Source organism: Sinorhizobium chiapasense (assembly GCF_045277575.1).
GTDB classification, from domain to species: Bacteria; Pseudomonadota; Alphaproteobacteria; order Rhizobiales; family Rhizobiaceae; genus Ensifer; species Ensifer chiapasense_A.
This window is the reverse complement of sequence record NZ_CP144205.1, coordinates 1,614,294-1,629,798: the sequence shown is the minus strand read 5'-3', so window position 1 is coordinate 1,629,798 and position 15,505 is coordinate 1,614,294. Positions and strand designations below refer to the sequence as shown.

Sequence of the window (15,505 nt, the reverse complement as noted above, 5' to 3'; positions counted from 1 at the left end):
GTCGGGATCGGAGGAAGAGCCGGTGAAGCGGCCACGAAGGTAGTCGGTACGAATGGAAACGAAAGCGAACTACGCCATTGTCGGTTTCTTCACGGTGTTCGTGATCGCGGCCGCCTTCGGCTTCGTCTACTGGATGTCGCAGTACGGGCGCAGTGGCGAGATGGTCGAGCTGGTGGTCAACATTCCGGGCTCCGCGAATGGCCTCTCCGTCGGCTCGCCGGTGCGCTTCAACGGCATTGCCGTTGGTACGGTGCGCAATCTTGCGATCGACGCCAATGATCCGCGCTATTCGATTGCCGTCACCGAAGTCTCGATCGATGCGCCGGTGCTGAGATCGACCAAGGCGACGCTGGAAGTGCAGGGGCTGACGGGCGCCGCCTATATCGAACTCAGCGGTGGCCGCAAGGGCGACGAGAACATCCTGAAGGCCGCGATCGAAAAGGGCACGCAGGCGCGCATCCTTGCGGATCAGTCGAGCGTCACCAGCCTACTGGCGACCGCCGACCAGATTATGGACCGCGCCAACAACGCGATCACCGACATCCAGGGCTTCGTGACCGACGTGCGCGGCCCGCTGACGAAAACGATCGGCAATGCGGAGAGGTTTTCGACGGCGCTCGCCAACAATTCCGGCGCGATCGATGACTTCCTGCAGGGCGTCACGGAGCTTTCCGGCTCGGTGAGTGCCGCTTCGAAGAAACTCGATTCGACCTTGGCGTCCGCCGAGACCCTGGTGAAGTCCGTCGACCCGCAGAAGATCGATCACATCGTCTCCAACGTCGAGCAGATCAGCAACGATCTGAAGGCGGCCTCAGGCGGTGTCTCCGAAACGATCGCCGCCTTCCGTCGCACGGTCGAAACCTACGAACAGTTCGGCAAGAACGCCCAGAAGACGCTGGAGCGGGTCGATACGCTGGTGGCCTCGGTAGACAAGAACAAGGTCGAACTCGTCGTTGACGACATCACCGCGGCGACGGCCGACGCGCGCCGAACCGTTGCCAATATCTCTCAGTTCGCGTCGAAGATTACCGCGCGGCAGGCCGACATCGACCGCACGATCACCAATGTCACCGAGCTCGCGAGCAAGCTCAACAACGCCTCCAATCGCGTCGACAGCATTCTCGTCAAGGTCGATGGCTTCCTCGGCGACGCGGATGCGCCGTCGCTTTCGGCCGAAGCGCGCGCGACGCTCGAATCCTTCCGCAAGGTCGCCAACAATCTCAACGCGCAGATCGGGCCGATCGCCGAAAACCTTCGGCGCTTCTCGGGTTCGGGCCTGCGCGATGTCGAAGCGCTCGTCACCGATACGCGGCGCACGGTCCAGAGCCTGGAAAACACGATCTCCACCTTCGACAAGAACCCGCAGCGTCTTCTCTTTGGCGGCGAGACAGTAAAACAATATGATGGCCGCACCCGGCGCTGAGTCGGAGCGGCAGGAGCGGTGTGGGGCCAGGCGGCGCGCTTTCGATCAAAGGCGCGCCAAGGTGTGTGGGACAAAGGTATTGGCAGTATGAATTTTCAGGGGCTGGTTGGTATGCGAGTAGCGGGAGCGCGGCGCTCCGCCCTGATTTTCATGCTGGCAGCCGGACTTGCCGGATGCGGCACGCGTGCCGCCGTCAACGACACTTTCAGCCTTTCGGCTTCGCCCGTTGTCGAAGGACGCGCGTCGACCGGCAAGCAGATCCTCGTGCCGGAGCCGACGGCGCTGAAGGCGCTCGACGGCGACCAGATCGTCGTCCGTCTGTCCGCTTCCGAGCTGCAATATCTCTCCAAGGCACAATGGAGCGACCGGCTGCCGAAACTGGTGCAGGCAAAGCTCGTGCAGGCCTTCGAAGACACCGGCAAGATCGGCGGCGTCGGCAAGCCGGGCCAGGGGCTGGCGATCGATTATCAGGTCATCACCGAAATCCGCGCCTTCGAGGTTTCGACGGAGGGGGCCGATACGGCTGTCGTCGAAATCTTCGCGAAAATCCTCAACGACCGCAACGGCACGGTGCGGGCGCAAAAGGCGTTTCGCGCCACGGCAGACGTCAAGGGTGCAGGCAATCCGGCCTTCATCAAGGCGATGGATCAGGCCTTTGCCGGCGTCTCCGCCGAGATCGTCAGTTGGACGCTGGGCACGATCTGACGCCTTCTATTCCACGCCGGCCGTCTCGATCCGGTTGATCACTTCCGCAACGCCTTGCATGCGCCTTGCCGCCTCTTCGGCGCGGGCAATTTCGGCCGCGGTTGCCACAAATCCAGCGAGTATGATCGTGTTGCCTTTGGCGGTCACCGTGATGTCGGCGGCATCGAGACCGGGTGCCACCGCCAGAAAATGGGCAACGCGGCGCTCCAACTCCGCCGGGTTGTCCGCGGCCTGCCGCTCCGGCTCGTCGCCGTAGAATGTTCGCTTCTTGAAGATCATCGCATCCACCTTGCTCAACGCAGGGGAAACGTCGGATGCCACACTTTGTTCGTCTGTTTCATCCGAAACAGCGGGAAATGTTCAGCCGTGCCATGTGTCTCTGCACGCGACGGGATCGGTCGCGGTCACAAACAGTGGGCAGGGGACATATATTCGATGCGCGGCTCTTTTTTCGCCATGGCTCTGGCGATAGCGATGACACTTGCCTTGGGGCTACCGGCCCAGGCCGAAAACTACAGCTATGGTCACAGACAAAGCTGCGTCGTCAAAACCGTCAAGACCTACGGCGCCCATGGCAGGGTCATCCTGAAGAAGGTGCGTGTCTGCGGTTAGCGTGGCGAGAGCGGATCGCGCTTGGCGAACCGCTCTCAAATCTTGCCTTTACGGCCAGCGCACCACCGGCGGCAGGGACGACAGGATCGACTCGACGTTGCCGCCTGTCTTCAGGCCGAAGATGGTGCCGCGGTCGTAGAGCAGGTTGAACTCGACATAGCGACCGCGCCGTACGAGCTGCTCGTCCCGGTCTTCTTCGGTCCAGGGCATGTTGAAGTTGGTGCGGACGATCTTGGGGTAGACGAGGGCAAAGGCCTTGCCGACATCGCGGGTGAAGGCAAAGTCCGCATCCCAGCCGCCCTGTTCCTCGGACGAATGCAGCCAATCGTAGAAGATGCCGCCGGTACCGCGCGGCTCGTTGCGGTGCGGCAGGAAGAAGTAGTCGTCGCACCACTTCTTGAATTTGGCGTGGTCGGCGACCGCATGACGGCTGCAGGTGATTTCCATGGCGCGATGGAACAGTTGCGTGTCCGCGTCGGTCATGACCCGGCGGCGGTCGAGTACCGGCGTCAGGTCGGCGCCGCCGCCAAACCAGTTGCTCGTCGTCACCACCATGCGCGTGTTCATATGCACGGCCGGCACGTTGGGGTTCACGGGATGGGCGATCAGCGAAATGCCCGAGGCCCAGAAGCGCGGATCTTCCGCTGCACCCGGGATCTGGCTGCGGAACTCCGGCGAGAACTCGCCATAGACGGTCGAGGTGTGGACCCCGACCTTTTCGAAGACGCGGCCCTCCATCATCGACATGCGGCCACCGCCGCCCTTGCCGTCGTCGCGGCTCCAGTCCCTGGCGACGAAACGCCCGGGTGCACGATCGGAGAGAGGACCGGTCAGTTCATCCTCGATCGCCTCGAAGGCCGCGCAGATGGTGTCGCGCAGCCCTTCGAACCATGCACGCGCCTCCGCCTTCTTCTCTTCGATATCTGCAGGGAGGCCTGGGGGGAGTTGCGGTCGTTCCATGGAAAATTACGTCCTGTTGGCGGGTTTCCCGATGAAATTCCGCCGATTCGATTGAAGTCGCCACAGTTCATACTTTCGCGCCGATGGCAACGGCGGTCCAGCGCCTCGGGCGGTCTGTCGCACCACGGCGCCGCGTATCTGCCAAGACGTGCCAGGGCCGCCATCACGGCCAAGACTGCGGCATCTATCATCGCCAATCTAAGGAATACATGCAGCGACAGTTTGGCTGTACGACGAAGCCCGCCTGCGAACAAAGCCCTGGCAAAGCTCGAGCGCCGTCACTATCTTAGCGCTTAGAGGTATAGCCCATGGCAAGAATACCTGCAGGCCCGCCGCTCGATGGTTTGCGACGGCAGATCGCCCGGCATCGCCGGGACAATCCGACACGAGGCGATAGCCTTTTCGTGCGGGAGACCTTTCGGCTCAATCGCAGCGCCGCCCGAGCGAAGGCACGGGAATGGTTCGATACCTGGCCGAAGGCCGCCTATTGGACTGAGGTCGAAAGCTGGCGGCAGCTCGAGGGCGACGAGATCGAGTTCACGATGCGCCGCCTGCCGTCTGCCGATTAGCCGAGTTCGGCCCCGACCTCAGCCATGGCTGTCTTCATCCATCAGGCGTGGACCGGCGCCTTCCATCGACAGCACGTCATGCGGGTTGCGCAGAGGACATTCACGCAGCGACAGGCAGCCGCAGCCGATGCAGCCTGTTAGGTGATCGCGCAGGGCCATCAGGCTGGCAATGCGTTCGTTCAGTTGTTCGCGCCAATTCTCGGACAATCTGCCCCAATCTTCCACCGTCAGCGGACGATCGTCCGGCAAGACCGACAAAGCGTCCTGAATTTCCGACAGGGGAATGCCGGTGCGCTGCGCCACCTTGATGACCGCGACGCGCCTGAGCACGCTGCGCGGATAACGGCGCTGGTTTCCGCGGGTGCGGTTGCTGCGGATCAGGCCCTTGGCCTCGTAGAAATGCAAGGTGGAGACGGCGACGCCGCTGCGTTCCGCCACTTCGCCGACGGTCAGCTCGCGGCGCAATTCGCTGCTCTTCACAATTGTCATAATGGTTATTGACCTCAACTATTGTTGAGGTTTTATAGCATTGGCTCCACGACGTCGACAACAGGAGCTTGATCCCATGACCGATAAAATGACCCTTGCCGTGATCTATGGCAGTGCGCGCCAGGGTCGCTTCTGCGATACGGTCGCCAACTGGCTGATCCGCGAGCTTTCGGCTTCCGAGACCTTTACCCTGACGATCATCGACCCGGCGCGGCTGCGGACCTCGCGCGGCTTGGGAGCCGCGGTCAATCCGGGCGAGTGGCTCGAACGCAAGATCGCCGAGGCGGATGCCTTCATCATCGTAACGCCCGAATACAATCACGGTTATCCGGCCGCGCTGAAGGAACTGATCGATTCGGTCTATGAGCCTTGGCACGCCAAGCCGGTCTCCTTCGTCTCCTATGGCGGCGCCTCGGGCGGCATTCGCGCCGTCGAGCAGTTGCGCCAGGTTTTCGGCGAGTTGCATGCGGTGACGCTGCGCGACGGGATCGCGCTCCCCAAGGCCTGGTCGAAGTTCGACGCCGCCGGCAATCTCTACAAGCCCGAGGAACTGCGTGCGCCGCTGTTCCTGATGATGGACCGGCTGACGTGGTGGGCGCGCGTTCTCAAACAGGCGCGCAAGAGCGCACCGTACAACGAGGTGGCGGCGTAACGCGCCGGCACCGAGGACGGGCGGTATCGCTTCCGCGGCACCGACCGCGGCCAACAGCCAGGATAGGAGGTAGCGATGCTTACGCCGTCAGGCTGAAGAGACCTGCCGGATCGCTTCGCCGGCAATCATCGCGGCGGAGATAGCGATGTTCAGCGAGCGCTGGCCCTCGGCCATCGGAATGAGCACGCGGCCGTCGGCGCGCTCGTGCACATGGTCGGGCACGCCGGCACTTTCCCGGCCGAAGAGCAGGATGTCGTCGGGACGGAACGCGAAGCGGGTATAGGGCAGGGCGGCCTTGGTCGAGGCGAGCACCAGCCTTCGCCCGCTTTCCGCCCGCCACGCCTCGAACCGCTCCCAGTTGACGTGACGGGTGAGCGCGACCGAAGCGATATAGTCCATCCCGGCGCGCTTCAGGTTGCGGTCGGAAAGATCGAAGCCGGCCGGCTCGATCACGTCGACGGACAGCCCGAGGCAGGCGGCGAGACGCAGGATCGTGCCGGTATTGCCGGGAATGTCGGGCTGGTAGAGGGCGATGCGCAGATTGCTCACGTCAGGTTACTCGTTTTCGGGGGCACCTATGCCTTCGATGAACTTGCCAATACCCGTTTCGTGACGGCCATGCCAAGTCCCGTGCCGAGTCGTTCGGGATCGAGAATGCCGAAGAACAAAGCCGACACCTTGAAGATCAGGAGGCGTATCCGATGAAGCGTTCATCCCTGTTCTCCGCTGCGAAGAGCCCGGCACTGCTTGCTTTTGCGGTCGCTGATTTTGCCGGCGCTAATCTGTGCCGAAACGGCAACAGATACGCGAACGATGAAAAATTGTGCAAGAAACAGCCTGCGACAATCTGGCATGCCGCCGCGAATAAGGGTAGAGATCAATCCTCTTCAACGCGAACCGACGGAGGCAAACATGAATGTATTGATGTTGACACGCCTTCCTGGAGTAGTGGGCCACCGTTTGGCCTGACCGGTTCCGCGACCTATCTTTTAAGAGATCGACGCGCTTCCGGGACTCCGGAAGACGAAGCCCTCTTCCGGGCGGCATTTCTGGACCGACTTTTCATCCTAAGAACGCGGGGAAACCCGCTTTCCTTCAAAATACTCTGAAGGAGCAATGCAATGTTTGGCTGGTTTGAATCCCGCCTCAATCCCTATCCGGCGGAGGAGCCGACGCTCCCGCCGAAAAGCCTTTTCGGCTTCTGCTGGCATTATTCCAAGCCGGCCGTGCCGTGGCTTCTCATCATGTCCGTCTGCACGATGCTGATTGCCATCGGCGAGGTGGCGCTGTTCCAGTTCCTCGGCAACATGGTCGACTGGCTGTCGAGCGCCAACCGCGAGACTTTCCTCCAGGCTGAGGGCGGCAGGCTCTTCTGGATGGGCGCGCTGGTGCTCATCGGCCTGCCGGGTCTCGTCGCGCTCGACTCATTGATCATGCACCAGGTGCTGCTCGGCAACTATCCGATGATCGCCCGCTGGCAGATGCACCGCTATCTCCTGCGCCAGAGCATGACCTTCTTTGCCAACGAGTTTGCCGGACGCGTGGCGACGAAGGTGATGCAGACCTCGCTTGCGGTGCGCGAAACGGTGATGAAGATCCTCGACGTCTTCGTCTATGTCGTCAGCTACTTCGTCACCATGCTCGCGGTGGTGGCGACGGCCGATTGGCGGCTGGTAATCCCGCTCGCCATCTGGCTCGCGATCTATATCTGCATCGTCGGCTATTTCGTGCCGCGCCTGCAGAAGATCTCCAAGGAGCAGGCCGATGCGCGCTCGATGATGACCGGCCGGATCGTCGACAGCTACACCAATATCGGCACGGTCAAGCTCTTCTCGCATGCGGGCCGCGAGGAAGGCTATGCGCGGGATGGCATGGATAGCTTCCTCGACACCGTGCATCGCCAGATGCGCAAGGTGACGCTGTTCCACATCCTGGTTTACGCCAACAACAGCGTCGCGCTCTTCGCCATCGCGGCACTCGGCATCCATCTGTGGCTGACCAGTGCCATCTCCGTCGGCGCGATTGCGATCGCCGTCGGTCTCGCCATGCGCATCAACGGCATGTCGCAGTGGATCATGTGGGAAGTCTCGGCGCTGTTCGAGAATATCGGCACGGTCTATGACGGCATCGGCATGATGACCAAGGCGCACGACATCGTCGACGAACCGGACGCCAAGGCGCTGAAGGCGGACAAGGGGGCGATCGCCTTCGACAACATCCGCTTCCACTACGGCAAGGCCAAGGGCGTCATCGATCACCTGTCGCTCGACATCCGGCCGGGTGAGAAGATCGGTCTGGTCGGCCGCTCGGGCGCCGGCAAGACGACGCTGATGAACCTGCTTCTGCGCTTCTACGATCTCGAAGAGGGCGCGATCCGGATCGACGGCAAGGATATTTCCACCGTCACCCAGGACAGCCTGCGCGCCCAGATCGGTGTCGTGACGCAGGATACCTCGCTGCTGCACCGTTCCATTCGCGACAACATCGCCTATGGCCATCCCGAAGCGGACGACGAGGCGATCATCGCGGCGGCAAAGAAGGCGAATGCCTGGGACTTCATCCAGGGTCTCGAGGACAACCAGGGCCGCAAGGGACTGGACGCGCAGGTCGGCGAACGCGGCGTCAAGCTCTCCGGCGGTCAGCGGCAACGCATCGCGATCGCGCGCGTGTTCCTGAAGGATGCGCCGATCCTGATCCTCGACGAGGCGACCTCGGCGCTCGATTCGGAAGTCGAGGCGGCGATCCAGGAAAACCTCTTCGCGCTGATGGCCGGCAAGACGGTGATCGCGATCGCCCACCGCCTGTCGACGCTGACGGAGATGGACCGGCTGGTGATCCTCGAAGCGGGCCGCATCGTCGAGACGGGTTCACACGGCGAACTCGTCGCCAAGGGAGGCCTTTATGCCGATCTCTGGTCGCGCCAATCCGGCGGATTCATCGCCGACGACGTCGAAAAAGAAGAGGCGGCAGAGTAAGATACCGGCGGCCCGTCGTTCGAAAGAGCGGCAGGCTGCGGTCTTGGACGTTACGCATTTGTAATCTGCAATTGTGTCGAAACCGATTGCTGTTGCCGCCGAACCGCCTATATCGGAACAATGCTCAGCGCCATCGTCAGCCTTTTCGAGAACTGGATCAAGCCGTTCGCGCCGCGCGAGCGCCTGCAGCCGCCCAAATCGCTCTGGGGTTTCGCCTGGTTCTACGCCAGCCAAGCAAAGGGACCGTTCATTGCCATGGCCGTGCTCGGCGGTCTCGTCGCCATGCTCGAAGCCGGCCTGTTCTATTTCGTCGGACGGCTCGTCGACGTTCTCGACACGGTGAAGCCCGAGGCCGGCTGGAGCGGCCTGATCGCCGCCAACGGGCCGGAACTCCTGTTCATGCTGCTGACGGTCATGGTGTTCCGCTTTGTCGCAGTGTCGCTGGCCGCGCTCGTCGAAGAGCAGTCGATCATCACCGGCTTTCTCAACCTGGTGCGCTGGCAGTCCTATGTGCATGTGGCGCGCCAGTCGCTCACCTTCTTCCAGAACGATTTCTCCGGCCGCATCGTCACCAAGGTCTGGGCCGGCGCCCAGGCGACGAGCGATCTCATCGTCTCGCTCTTGCAGGTCGTCTGGTTCATCGTCATCTACACGGCCTCCACCATGGCGCTGGTGGCGCAGCTCGACTGGCGTCTTGCGGCGATGGTCGCCTTCTGGATTGTCGTCTTCCTGTCGCTTGCGCGCTATTTCGTTCCGCGCATCCGCAAACATGCCCGCGACACGGCCGAAATGGCATCGATGCTGAATGGCCGCATGGTCGATGCCTATTCCAATATCCAGACGCTGAAGCTCTTCGGTCGCGACGAGGAGAACGATCGCTATATCCGCTCCGGTTTCGATCGGTTCCAGGGAGCGGTCATTCCGTTCACGCGGCTCCTGACGGCGGTGCGCGCGTCGCTGGCGCTGCTTTCCGGCCTGATGATCACGGCCATCGCCGTCTATTCGATCCACCTCTGGCTCGGCGGCGCGATCAGTTCCGGCGCCGTCGCCTTCACGCTGGCGCTGGTGCTCCGGCTCAACATGCTGCTCGGCCGCATGATGACCCAGTTCAATGCGATCATGCGCAACATCGGCACGATCCAGAACTCGGCAGAGCTCGTGTCGCAGCCGATCGGTCTCGTCGACCGGCCCGGTGCCGCAGAGCTTGCCGTCAGCCGGCCGGAGATCCGCTTCGAGCACGTGCGCTTCCATTACGGCAAGGGCGAGCGCGTCATCGACGATTTTTCGCTGATCGTCCGTCCGGGTGAGAAGGTGGGTATCGTCGGACGCTCCGGCGCCGGAAAGTCGACCCTGGTCAATCTGCTGCTGCGCTTCTACGACCTCGAGGGCGGGCGGATCCTGATCGACGGGCAGGATATCGCCGCGGTCACGCAGGAGTCCTTGCGTGCCCAGGTCGGCATGGTCAGCCAGGACACGTCGCTGCTGCACCGTTCGATCCGCGACAACATCCTGTTCGGCCGGCCGGATGCAAGCGAGGAGCAACTGATTGCCGCCGCGCGCAAGGCCGAGGCCTACGACTTCATTCTCGGCCTGCAGGACCAGCGCGGCCGCAAGGGGTTCGACGCTCATGTCGGCGAGCGCGGCGTCAAGCTTTCCGGCGGTCAGCGCCAGCGCATCGCCATTGCCCGGGTGATGCTGAAGGACGCGCCGATCCTCGTGCTCGACGAGGCGACCTCGGCGCTCGATTCAGAAGTCGAGGCGGCGATCCAGTCCAACCTCGACCGTCTGATGCAGGGCAAGACAGTGCTCGCGATCGCGCACCGGCTTTCGACAATCGCGGCGCTCGACCGGCTCGTCGTCATGGACAAGGGGCGGATCGTCGAGGAGGGAACCCATGCGGAGCTCGTCGCCCGCGGCGGGCTTTACGCCGGGCTCTGGTCGCGCCAATCGGGCGGATTCCTTGCCCGCGACGAAGCGGCGGAGTAGGGCGCCCCAAGAGCGCTTCGACGCCCACCCGCCCAGCCTGAATTCACCCTAACTGGCGACCGTCAAGTCCTTGTGCCGATTGGCCGCGCTTTTCCCCGCGACAATCTGCCCACATCCCCTTGTCAAGGCTGGACATAATTTGCGATCAAGCATAGAACGCGCCGGATTGACGGGGAATCTGTGTGCCGTGCGCGCGCAGAATTTTTCCGGATTCTGGTGCCGATGTCGTGTTTGCAGCCGCAAGACGACGGGGGCGACAGCACTATGAATAGGGCGTGGTTCCTTGACCTGGATCAAGTCGCAAGGGGCAGGAATTTCGCCGGGGGCGGATGCGGTTTCCGCAATATTGCGTGAGAGGATGGTTTAGCCGTGAGCGAACACGACACTTCAAGCGAGGCCTTGGGCGAGCCCACTCGCCGCGATTTCCTTTATCTGGCTACCGGTATGGCAGGCGTCGTCGGCGCCGGTGCTGTCGCTTGGCCGTTCATCGACCAGATGCGTCCGGATGCATCGACGCTCGCGCTCGCCTCGATCGAGGTTGACGTTTCGAGCCTGCAGCCCGGCATGTCGCTGACGGCGAAATGGCGCGGCAAGCCGATCTTCATCCGCAACCGTACGGAGAAGGAAGTCGAAGAGGCAAAGGCCGTCAAGCTCGACGAGCTGAAGGACCCGGTTGCGCGCAATGCCAACCTTCCGGCCGAAGCACAGGCAAGCGACGTCGATCGCTCTGCCGGCGAGGGCAAGGAAAACTGGATCGTCATGATCGGTTCCTGCACCCATCTCGGCTGCGTGCCGCTTGGCCAGGCCGGTGACTTCGGTGGCTGGTTCTGTCCCTGCCACGGTTCGCACTACGATACGGCCGGCCGCATCCGCAAGGGTCCGGCGCCGGAGAACCTTCACGTGCCGACCTTCGCGTTCGTTTCCGACACAGTTATCAAGATCGGTTGAGGGGACTACTGATAATGAGTGCTGAACATTCAACCTACACGCCGACGACTGGCATTGAGAAATGGGTTGATTCCCGTCTGCCGTTGCCGCGTCTCGTTCATGATAGCTTCATCAGCTATCCGGTTCCCCGGAACCTGAACTACGCCTACACCTTCGGTGCCATGCTTTCGGTCATGCTGATCGTTCAGATCCTGACCGGCATCGTGCTGGCGATGCACTACGGCGCCGACACGGTCGTTGCCTTCAACTCCGTCGAAAAGATCATGCGCGACGTCAACCACGGCTGGCTGCTGCGCTACTTGCATGCCAACGGCGCGTCCTTCTTCTTCATCGCCGTCTACCTGCACATTGCCCGCGGTCTCTATTACGGCTCCTATAAGGCGCCGCGCGAAATCCTCTGGATCCTCGGCGTGGTCATCTATCTGCTGATGATGGCGACCGGCTTCATGGGCTACGTTCTGCCCTGGGGTCAGATGTCCTTCTGGGGTGCGACGGTTATCACCGGCTTCTTCACCGCGTTCCCGCTGGTGGGCGAGTGGATCCAGCAGTTCCTGCTCGGCGGCTTCGCGGTCGACAACCCGACGCTGAACCGCTTCTTCTCGCTGCACTACCTGCTGCCCTTCATGATCGCCGGCGTCGTCGTCCTGCACATCTGGGCGCTGCACGTCACCGGCCAGACCAACCCGACCGGCGTCGAGGTCAAGTCGAAGACCGATACCGTTCCCTTCACGCCCTATGCGACGCTGAAGGATGCGCTCGGCGTCTCCGTCTTCCTGATCGTTTACGCCTGGTTCGTCTTCTACATGCCGAACTTCCTCGGCCACCCGGACAATTACATTCCGGCTGACGCGCTGAAGACGCCTGCCCACATCGTTCCGGAATGGTACTACCTGCCGTTCTACGCGATGCTGCGCGCCATCACCTTCAACATCGGCCCGATCGACTCCAAGCTCGGCGGCGTTCTGGTGATGTTCGGCTCGATCATCGTCCTGTTCTTCCTGCCCTGGCTCGACACGTCCAAGGTCCGCTCGGCCGTCTACCGTCCGTGGTACAAGCTGTTCTTCTGGATCTTCGTCGCCAACGCCATCATGCTCGGCTGGCTCGGCTCGCGCCCGGCAGAAGGCCTCTACGTCGTGATGTCGCAGATCGGCACGCTGTACTACTTCGGCTTCTTCCTCGTCATCATGCCGGTTCTCGGCCTGATCGAAACGCCGAAGCGCATTCCGAACTCCATCACCGAAGCGGTGCTGGAAAAGAAGAATGCCAAGGCGCAGCCGGCCGCCGCACGCGCCTGATCAGAACAGCGATTGATAAGGAACCCACAACAATGAAAAAGCTTGTTACAGGCATTCTGTCACTCGCTGTCGTCGCTGGTCTCGGTCTCGGTGCAGCAGTCGCCGAAGAGGCGAAAGGCGGCGAGGAGCATGGCGGCGGTACGCCTCACTATCCGATCCACAAGCCGGAACAGCAGGAATGGAGCTTTGCCGGCCCGTTCGGTCACTATGACAAGGGCCAGCTTCAGCGCGGCCTGAAGGTCTACACCGAAGTCTGTTCGGCATGCCACTCGATGAACCTGGTGGCCTTCCGTACGCTCGAAGACCTCGGCTACTCTGAAGCGCAGGTGAAGGCGTTTGCGGCGAACTACGAGGTTCAGGACGGCCCGAATGCCGAAGGTGAGATGTTCACCCGCAAGGCTCTGCCGTCCGACCACTTCCCGTCGCCCTTTCCGAACAAGGAAGCGGCTGCGGCTGCGAACAACGGTGCAGCGCCGCCGGACTTCTCGCTCATCGCCAAGGCACGCGGTATCGAGCGCGGTTTCCCGCAGTTCATCTTCGACATGTTCTGGCCCTATCAGGAAGGCGGCCCGGACTACATCCACGCGCTGCTGACCGGTTACCAGGATCCGCCGCAGGGCGTCGAAGTCGCGGAAGGCACGCACTACAACCCGTACTTTGCGAACGCTGCCGCTCTGGCGATGGCCCAGCCGATCTCCAACGACCAGGTCACTTACGACGACGGCACGCCGCAGACGGTCGACCAGTACGCCAAGGACGTCGCCTCGTTCCTGATGTGGGCGGCCGAGCCGCACCTCGAAGAGCGCAAGCGCACCGGCTTCATGGTCATGGTGTTCCTGCTGATCTTCACCGGCCTCGTCTACCTCACGAAGAAGTCGGTCTACGCCAACAAGGAACATTGATCACTTTCCGGCCTGGCCGGCTCCGATCGAGATCCAAAGAAGAGGCCCCGGTTCGTCCGGGGCCTTTGGCGTTTGGGGGAGGGCCCGAGGCTCGCGGCAGCCATCTTGTGCCGATTTCACTTTCTGAGTAGCCCTTCAGTGAAGGCCGCCGTGATCTAGTCTGATGGAATGCCCGCTTTCAGCGAACGTGCTAAGGAGCCGGACCGGCGGACTTGGGTGCGATACTGCCTGTCCACCTCCCACGACGGGAAGGGACAAGCCGCCGTCAAGGGCCGCTATTTCAGGGGCAGGAACAGCTCGGCAACCGCCTCATGTTCTGGCACTTCCGGAAAGAAGGTAAGGCGCTGGCAGTACAGGGGGAAGTCCCTGGCTTCCTCGCCACTAGCCGGCAGCCAATCGCGATAGAGGTAAAGCGCGGCAGGTTCCAGATCGTCGGTATTGCCAACGACGTGCAGCACGGCGCAACGGCCGCCGGGGATCACGCCCGCCTCGATCTGCTCTCCGTTCGTCTTGATGCCGATCAGTGCCGACACACAGGTCCAGCCGATACTCGTCCGCGGATGTCACACGCGGATCGGAATGGAAGATGTTGAAAGTCAGACTTGTTTTCGGATTCAAACCAGTGGCCTTGCGCCATGCTATGAAGCGTTGGATCGTGTCGCCGATCCTTGCCGGATCACCCCGATGTTTCATGATCGCGACAGGGGTCGAAGACACCTCGCGGATTTCGACGTCATTGGCTGTGAATGTCTTTTGCACGAGCTTATTCCTTGCGTGGTTGAGAGGCCCGAAGGCGGTAAGCCACGGTTCCCAATCGGGAGATTTCCGGAACTGCGAAGGCGACTGGCCGAACCGTTGCCGAAATGCGCGTGCAAAGGCGTCAGGAGCTTCGTAGCCGGCATCCATCGCTATCTCGGTCACGTTGACTACGTCCCTGTAGGCCAGCCTGTAGGATGCCCGCTTCATGCGCACGAGCTGGATATAGCGACGCACGGACAGCCCAAAGGTCGCCGTGAACTGCCGATGGAAATGATACTTGGAGAAGGCGGCCACGCAACTCAACTCGTCTAGGTCCAGATTGTCGTCGAGATGCTGATCGATGTGATCCAGCACCCGTTGCATCCGGGCATGGTAGTTTCGAAGCGTCGTCGTCATCATCCTGTCCTTACCGTGGCAGGACTAAATAGCCCCGCACAAGTGCTGTGCGCTCGACCGATCTTGCGAATTATCAGGCTCGGCTGCTCGGCAATTGTGTCGACATATGAGGTAACCATCCCTACCGGGGAACTTCGCGACAGCTTGGCACCTCACCGTGGGGTTACTTTTCTGACGCCAAGGCCGCTTAATTGAAGCGGCCCGCGCGTGGGCAGCACACCGGATAGTGGCAAGGTCTACGGCCGCCATCCGAGCCTTCAATCCGCGACGGTCCATTGCGGATTCCAGGCGATCTCCCAAAGGTGGCCGTCGGGGTCGTGGAAGTAGCCGGAATAGCCGCCCCAGAAACGTTCGTGTGCGTGATCGGTAACGATCGCGCCGGCATCTTCGGCCTGTTTCATGACCGTATCGACCTCCTGCCTTGAATTGACGATATGCCCGATTGACACGGCGCCGAGCCGCACCTGCGTCGGGGATATCTTTGCGTCTTTGGCAAGTGATTGCGCGGGAAAGAGCGCCAGTATCAAGTCGTCGCCCATGTGGAAAAAGACCACTGGGCCGTCCTCGAATTCCTGGCCGATAATTCCCTGCGTCGGCAGCCCCATGCCGTCGCGATAGAAGGCCAATGACCTTTCAAGGTCGTTTACCGCGAGCGTGAGGACTTTCAGCCGTGGTTTCATATCCGCCTCCTGATCTGAGAAAGAGAGTGGCTACCGCACAGTCGGCGGCCGTACCCACTCATTGTAACGGAGAAAGTCCGCTTTCGCCTGCTGCGGCAAAGGTCCGCGCCACGGCCGAGCCATCAGCGAGGAGGCAGGTGATAGGTGCGGTGCG

At 61.9% G+C, this 15,505-nt stretch carries 16 protein-coding genes and 1 pseudogene; 11 read left to right on the top strand and 6 right to left on the bottom strand.

Features of this window, described 5'->3' with window-relative positions; translation table 11 throughout:
• The first annotated feature begins 52 nt into the window (after positions 1–52).
• Both QM996_RS07895 and QM996_RS07890 read left to right on the top strand, forming a co-directional pair.
• Positions 53–1,423, top strand: coding sequence for an MlaD family protein (locus tag QM996_RS07895; RefSeq protein ID WP_500269956.1), 1,371 nt, complete (start codon positions 53–55; stop codon positions 1,421–1,423).
• Positions 1,424–1,510: 87 nt separating this feature from the next.
• Complete coding sequence (locus QM996_RS07890; protein ID WP_500269955.1) at positions 1,511–2,128, top strand: ABC-type transport auxiliary lipoprotein family protein; 618 nt, start codon at positions 1,511–1,513, stop codon at positions 2,126–2,128.
• A 6-nt stretch (positions 2,129–2,134) separates the two neighbouring features.
• Here the strand turns inward: QM996_RS07890 and QM996_RS07885 are convergent, their stop codons facing one another.
• Positions 2,135–2,407: a BON domain-containing protein gene (locus tag QM996_RS07885; RefSeq protein WP_500269954.1), complete on the bottom strand. Its 273-nt coding sequence runs from the start codon at positions 2,405–2,407 to the stop codon at positions 2,135–2,137.
• A 195-nt stretch (positions 2,408–2,602) separates the two neighbouring features.
• Between QM996_RS07885 and QM996_RS07880 the strand changes: the two genes are divergently transcribed.
• A complete protein-coding gene (locus tag QM996_RS07880; RefSeq protein ID WP_500269953.1) occupies positions 2,603–2,740 on the top strand; it encodes a hypothetical protein in 138 nt (45 codons plus the stop codon).
• A gap of 48 nt (positions 2,741–2,788) precedes the next feature.
• On the opposite strand, the gene hemF is transcribed toward QM996_RS07880, so the two are convergent.
• Positions 2,789–3,700, bottom strand: coding sequence for an oxygen-dependent coproporphyrinogen-III oxidase (hemF, locus tag QM996_RS07875; RefSeq protein ID WP_500269952.1), 912 nt, complete (start codon positions 3,698–3,700; stop codon positions 2,789–2,791).
• Positions 3,701–4,008: 308 nt separating this feature from the next.
• On the opposite strand from hemF, the gene QM996_RS07870 reads away from it, so the two are divergent.
• Positions 4,009–4,269, top strand: a complete 261-nt coding sequence (locus tag QM996_RS07870; RefSeq protein WP_173516665.1) for a hypothetical protein — start codon at positions 4,009–4,011, stop codon at positions 4,267–4,269.
• Between the two features lie 18 nt (positions 4,270–4,287).
• Here QM996_RS07870 and soxR read toward each other — a convergent pair whose 3' ends face one another.
• Complete coding sequence (gene soxR / locus QM996_RS07865) at positions 4,288–4,758, bottom strand: redox-sensitive transcriptional activator SoxR (RefSeq protein WP_500269951.1); 471 nt, start codon at positions 4,756–4,758, stop codon at positions 4,288–4,290.
• Positions 4,759–4,834: 76 nt separating this feature from the next.
• Between soxR and QM996_RS07860 the strand changes: the two genes are divergently transcribed.
• Positions 4,835–5,410 carry an NADPH-dependent FMN reductase gene (locus QM996_RS07860; RefSeq protein WP_500269950.1) on the top strand — a complete coding sequence of 192 codons (576 nt, stop codon included), beginning with the start codon at positions 4,835–4,837 and terminating at the stop codon, positions 5,408–5,410.
• 87 nt (positions 5,411–5,497) lie between these two features.
• Here QM996_RS07860 and QM996_RS07855 read toward each other — a convergent pair whose 3' ends face one another.
• Entirely contained in the window at positions 5,498–5,959 is a 462-nt protein-coding gene (locus QM996_RS07855) for a tRNA (cytidine(34)-2'-O)-methyltransferase (protein WP_500269949.1), read from the bottom strand.
• 152 nt (positions 5,960–6,111) lie between these two features.
• Here QM996_RS07855 and QM996_RS07850 point away from each other — a divergent pair, with 152 nt between their 5' ends.
• From QM996_RS07850 to QM996_RS07825, 6 genes are all read left to right on the top strand, one after another.
• Positions 6,112–6,519 (top strand): hypothetical protein, encoded by a 408-nt coding sequence (locus tag QM996_RS07850; RefSeq protein WP_500269948.1) that lies wholly within the window; start codon positions 6,112–6,114, stop codon positions 6,517–6,519.
• Positions 6,520–6,531: 12 nt separating this feature from the next.
• Positions 6,532–8,385 (top strand): ABC transporter ATP-binding protein, encoded by a 1,854-nt coding sequence (locus tag QM996_RS07845; protein ID WP_429815578.1) that lies wholly within the window; start codon positions 6,532–6,534, stop codon positions 8,383–8,385.
• Between the two features lie 120 nt (positions 8,386–8,505).
• On the top strand, positions 8,506–10,371 hold the full coding sequence (locus tag QM996_RS07840; RefSeq protein ID WP_500269947.1) for an ABC transporter ATP-binding protein: 1,866 nt from the start codon (positions 8,506–8,508) through the stop codon (positions 10,369–10,371).
• A 369-nt stretch (positions 10,372–10,740) separates the two neighbouring features.
• Positions 10,741–11,319 (top strand): ubiquinol-cytochrome c reductase iron-sulfur subunit, encoded by a 579-nt coding sequence (gene petA, locus QM996_RS07835; protein ID WP_173516657.1) that lies wholly within the window; start codon positions 10,741–10,743, stop codon positions 11,317–11,319.
• A gap of 14 nt (positions 11,320–11,333) precedes the next feature.
• Positions 11,334–12,614, top strand: coding sequence for a cytochrome b (locus QM996_RS07830; RefSeq protein ID WP_500269946.1), 1,281 nt, complete (start codon positions 11,334–11,336; stop codon positions 12,612–12,614).
• Positions 12,615–12,646: 32 nt separating this feature from the next.
• Positions 12,647–13,516 carry a cytochrome c1 gene (locus QM996_RS07825; protein WP_500269945.1) on the top strand — a complete coding sequence of 290 codons (870 nt, stop codon included), beginning with the start codon at positions 12,647–12,649 and terminating at the stop codon, positions 13,514–13,516.
• Between the two features lie 275 nt (positions 13,517–13,791).
• Here QM996_RS07825 and QM996_RS07820 read toward each other — a convergent pair.
• Positions 13,792–14,671, bottom strand: a pseudogene (locus QM996_RS07820) (AraC family transcriptional regulator).
• 257 nt (positions 14,672–14,928) lie between these two features.
• Positions 14,929–15,351, bottom strand: a complete 423-nt coding sequence (locus QM996_RS07815; protein WP_500269944.1) for a VOC family protein — start codon at positions 15,349–15,351, stop codon at positions 14,929–14,931.
• Between the last annotated feature and the right edge of the window lie 154 nt (positions 15,352–15,505).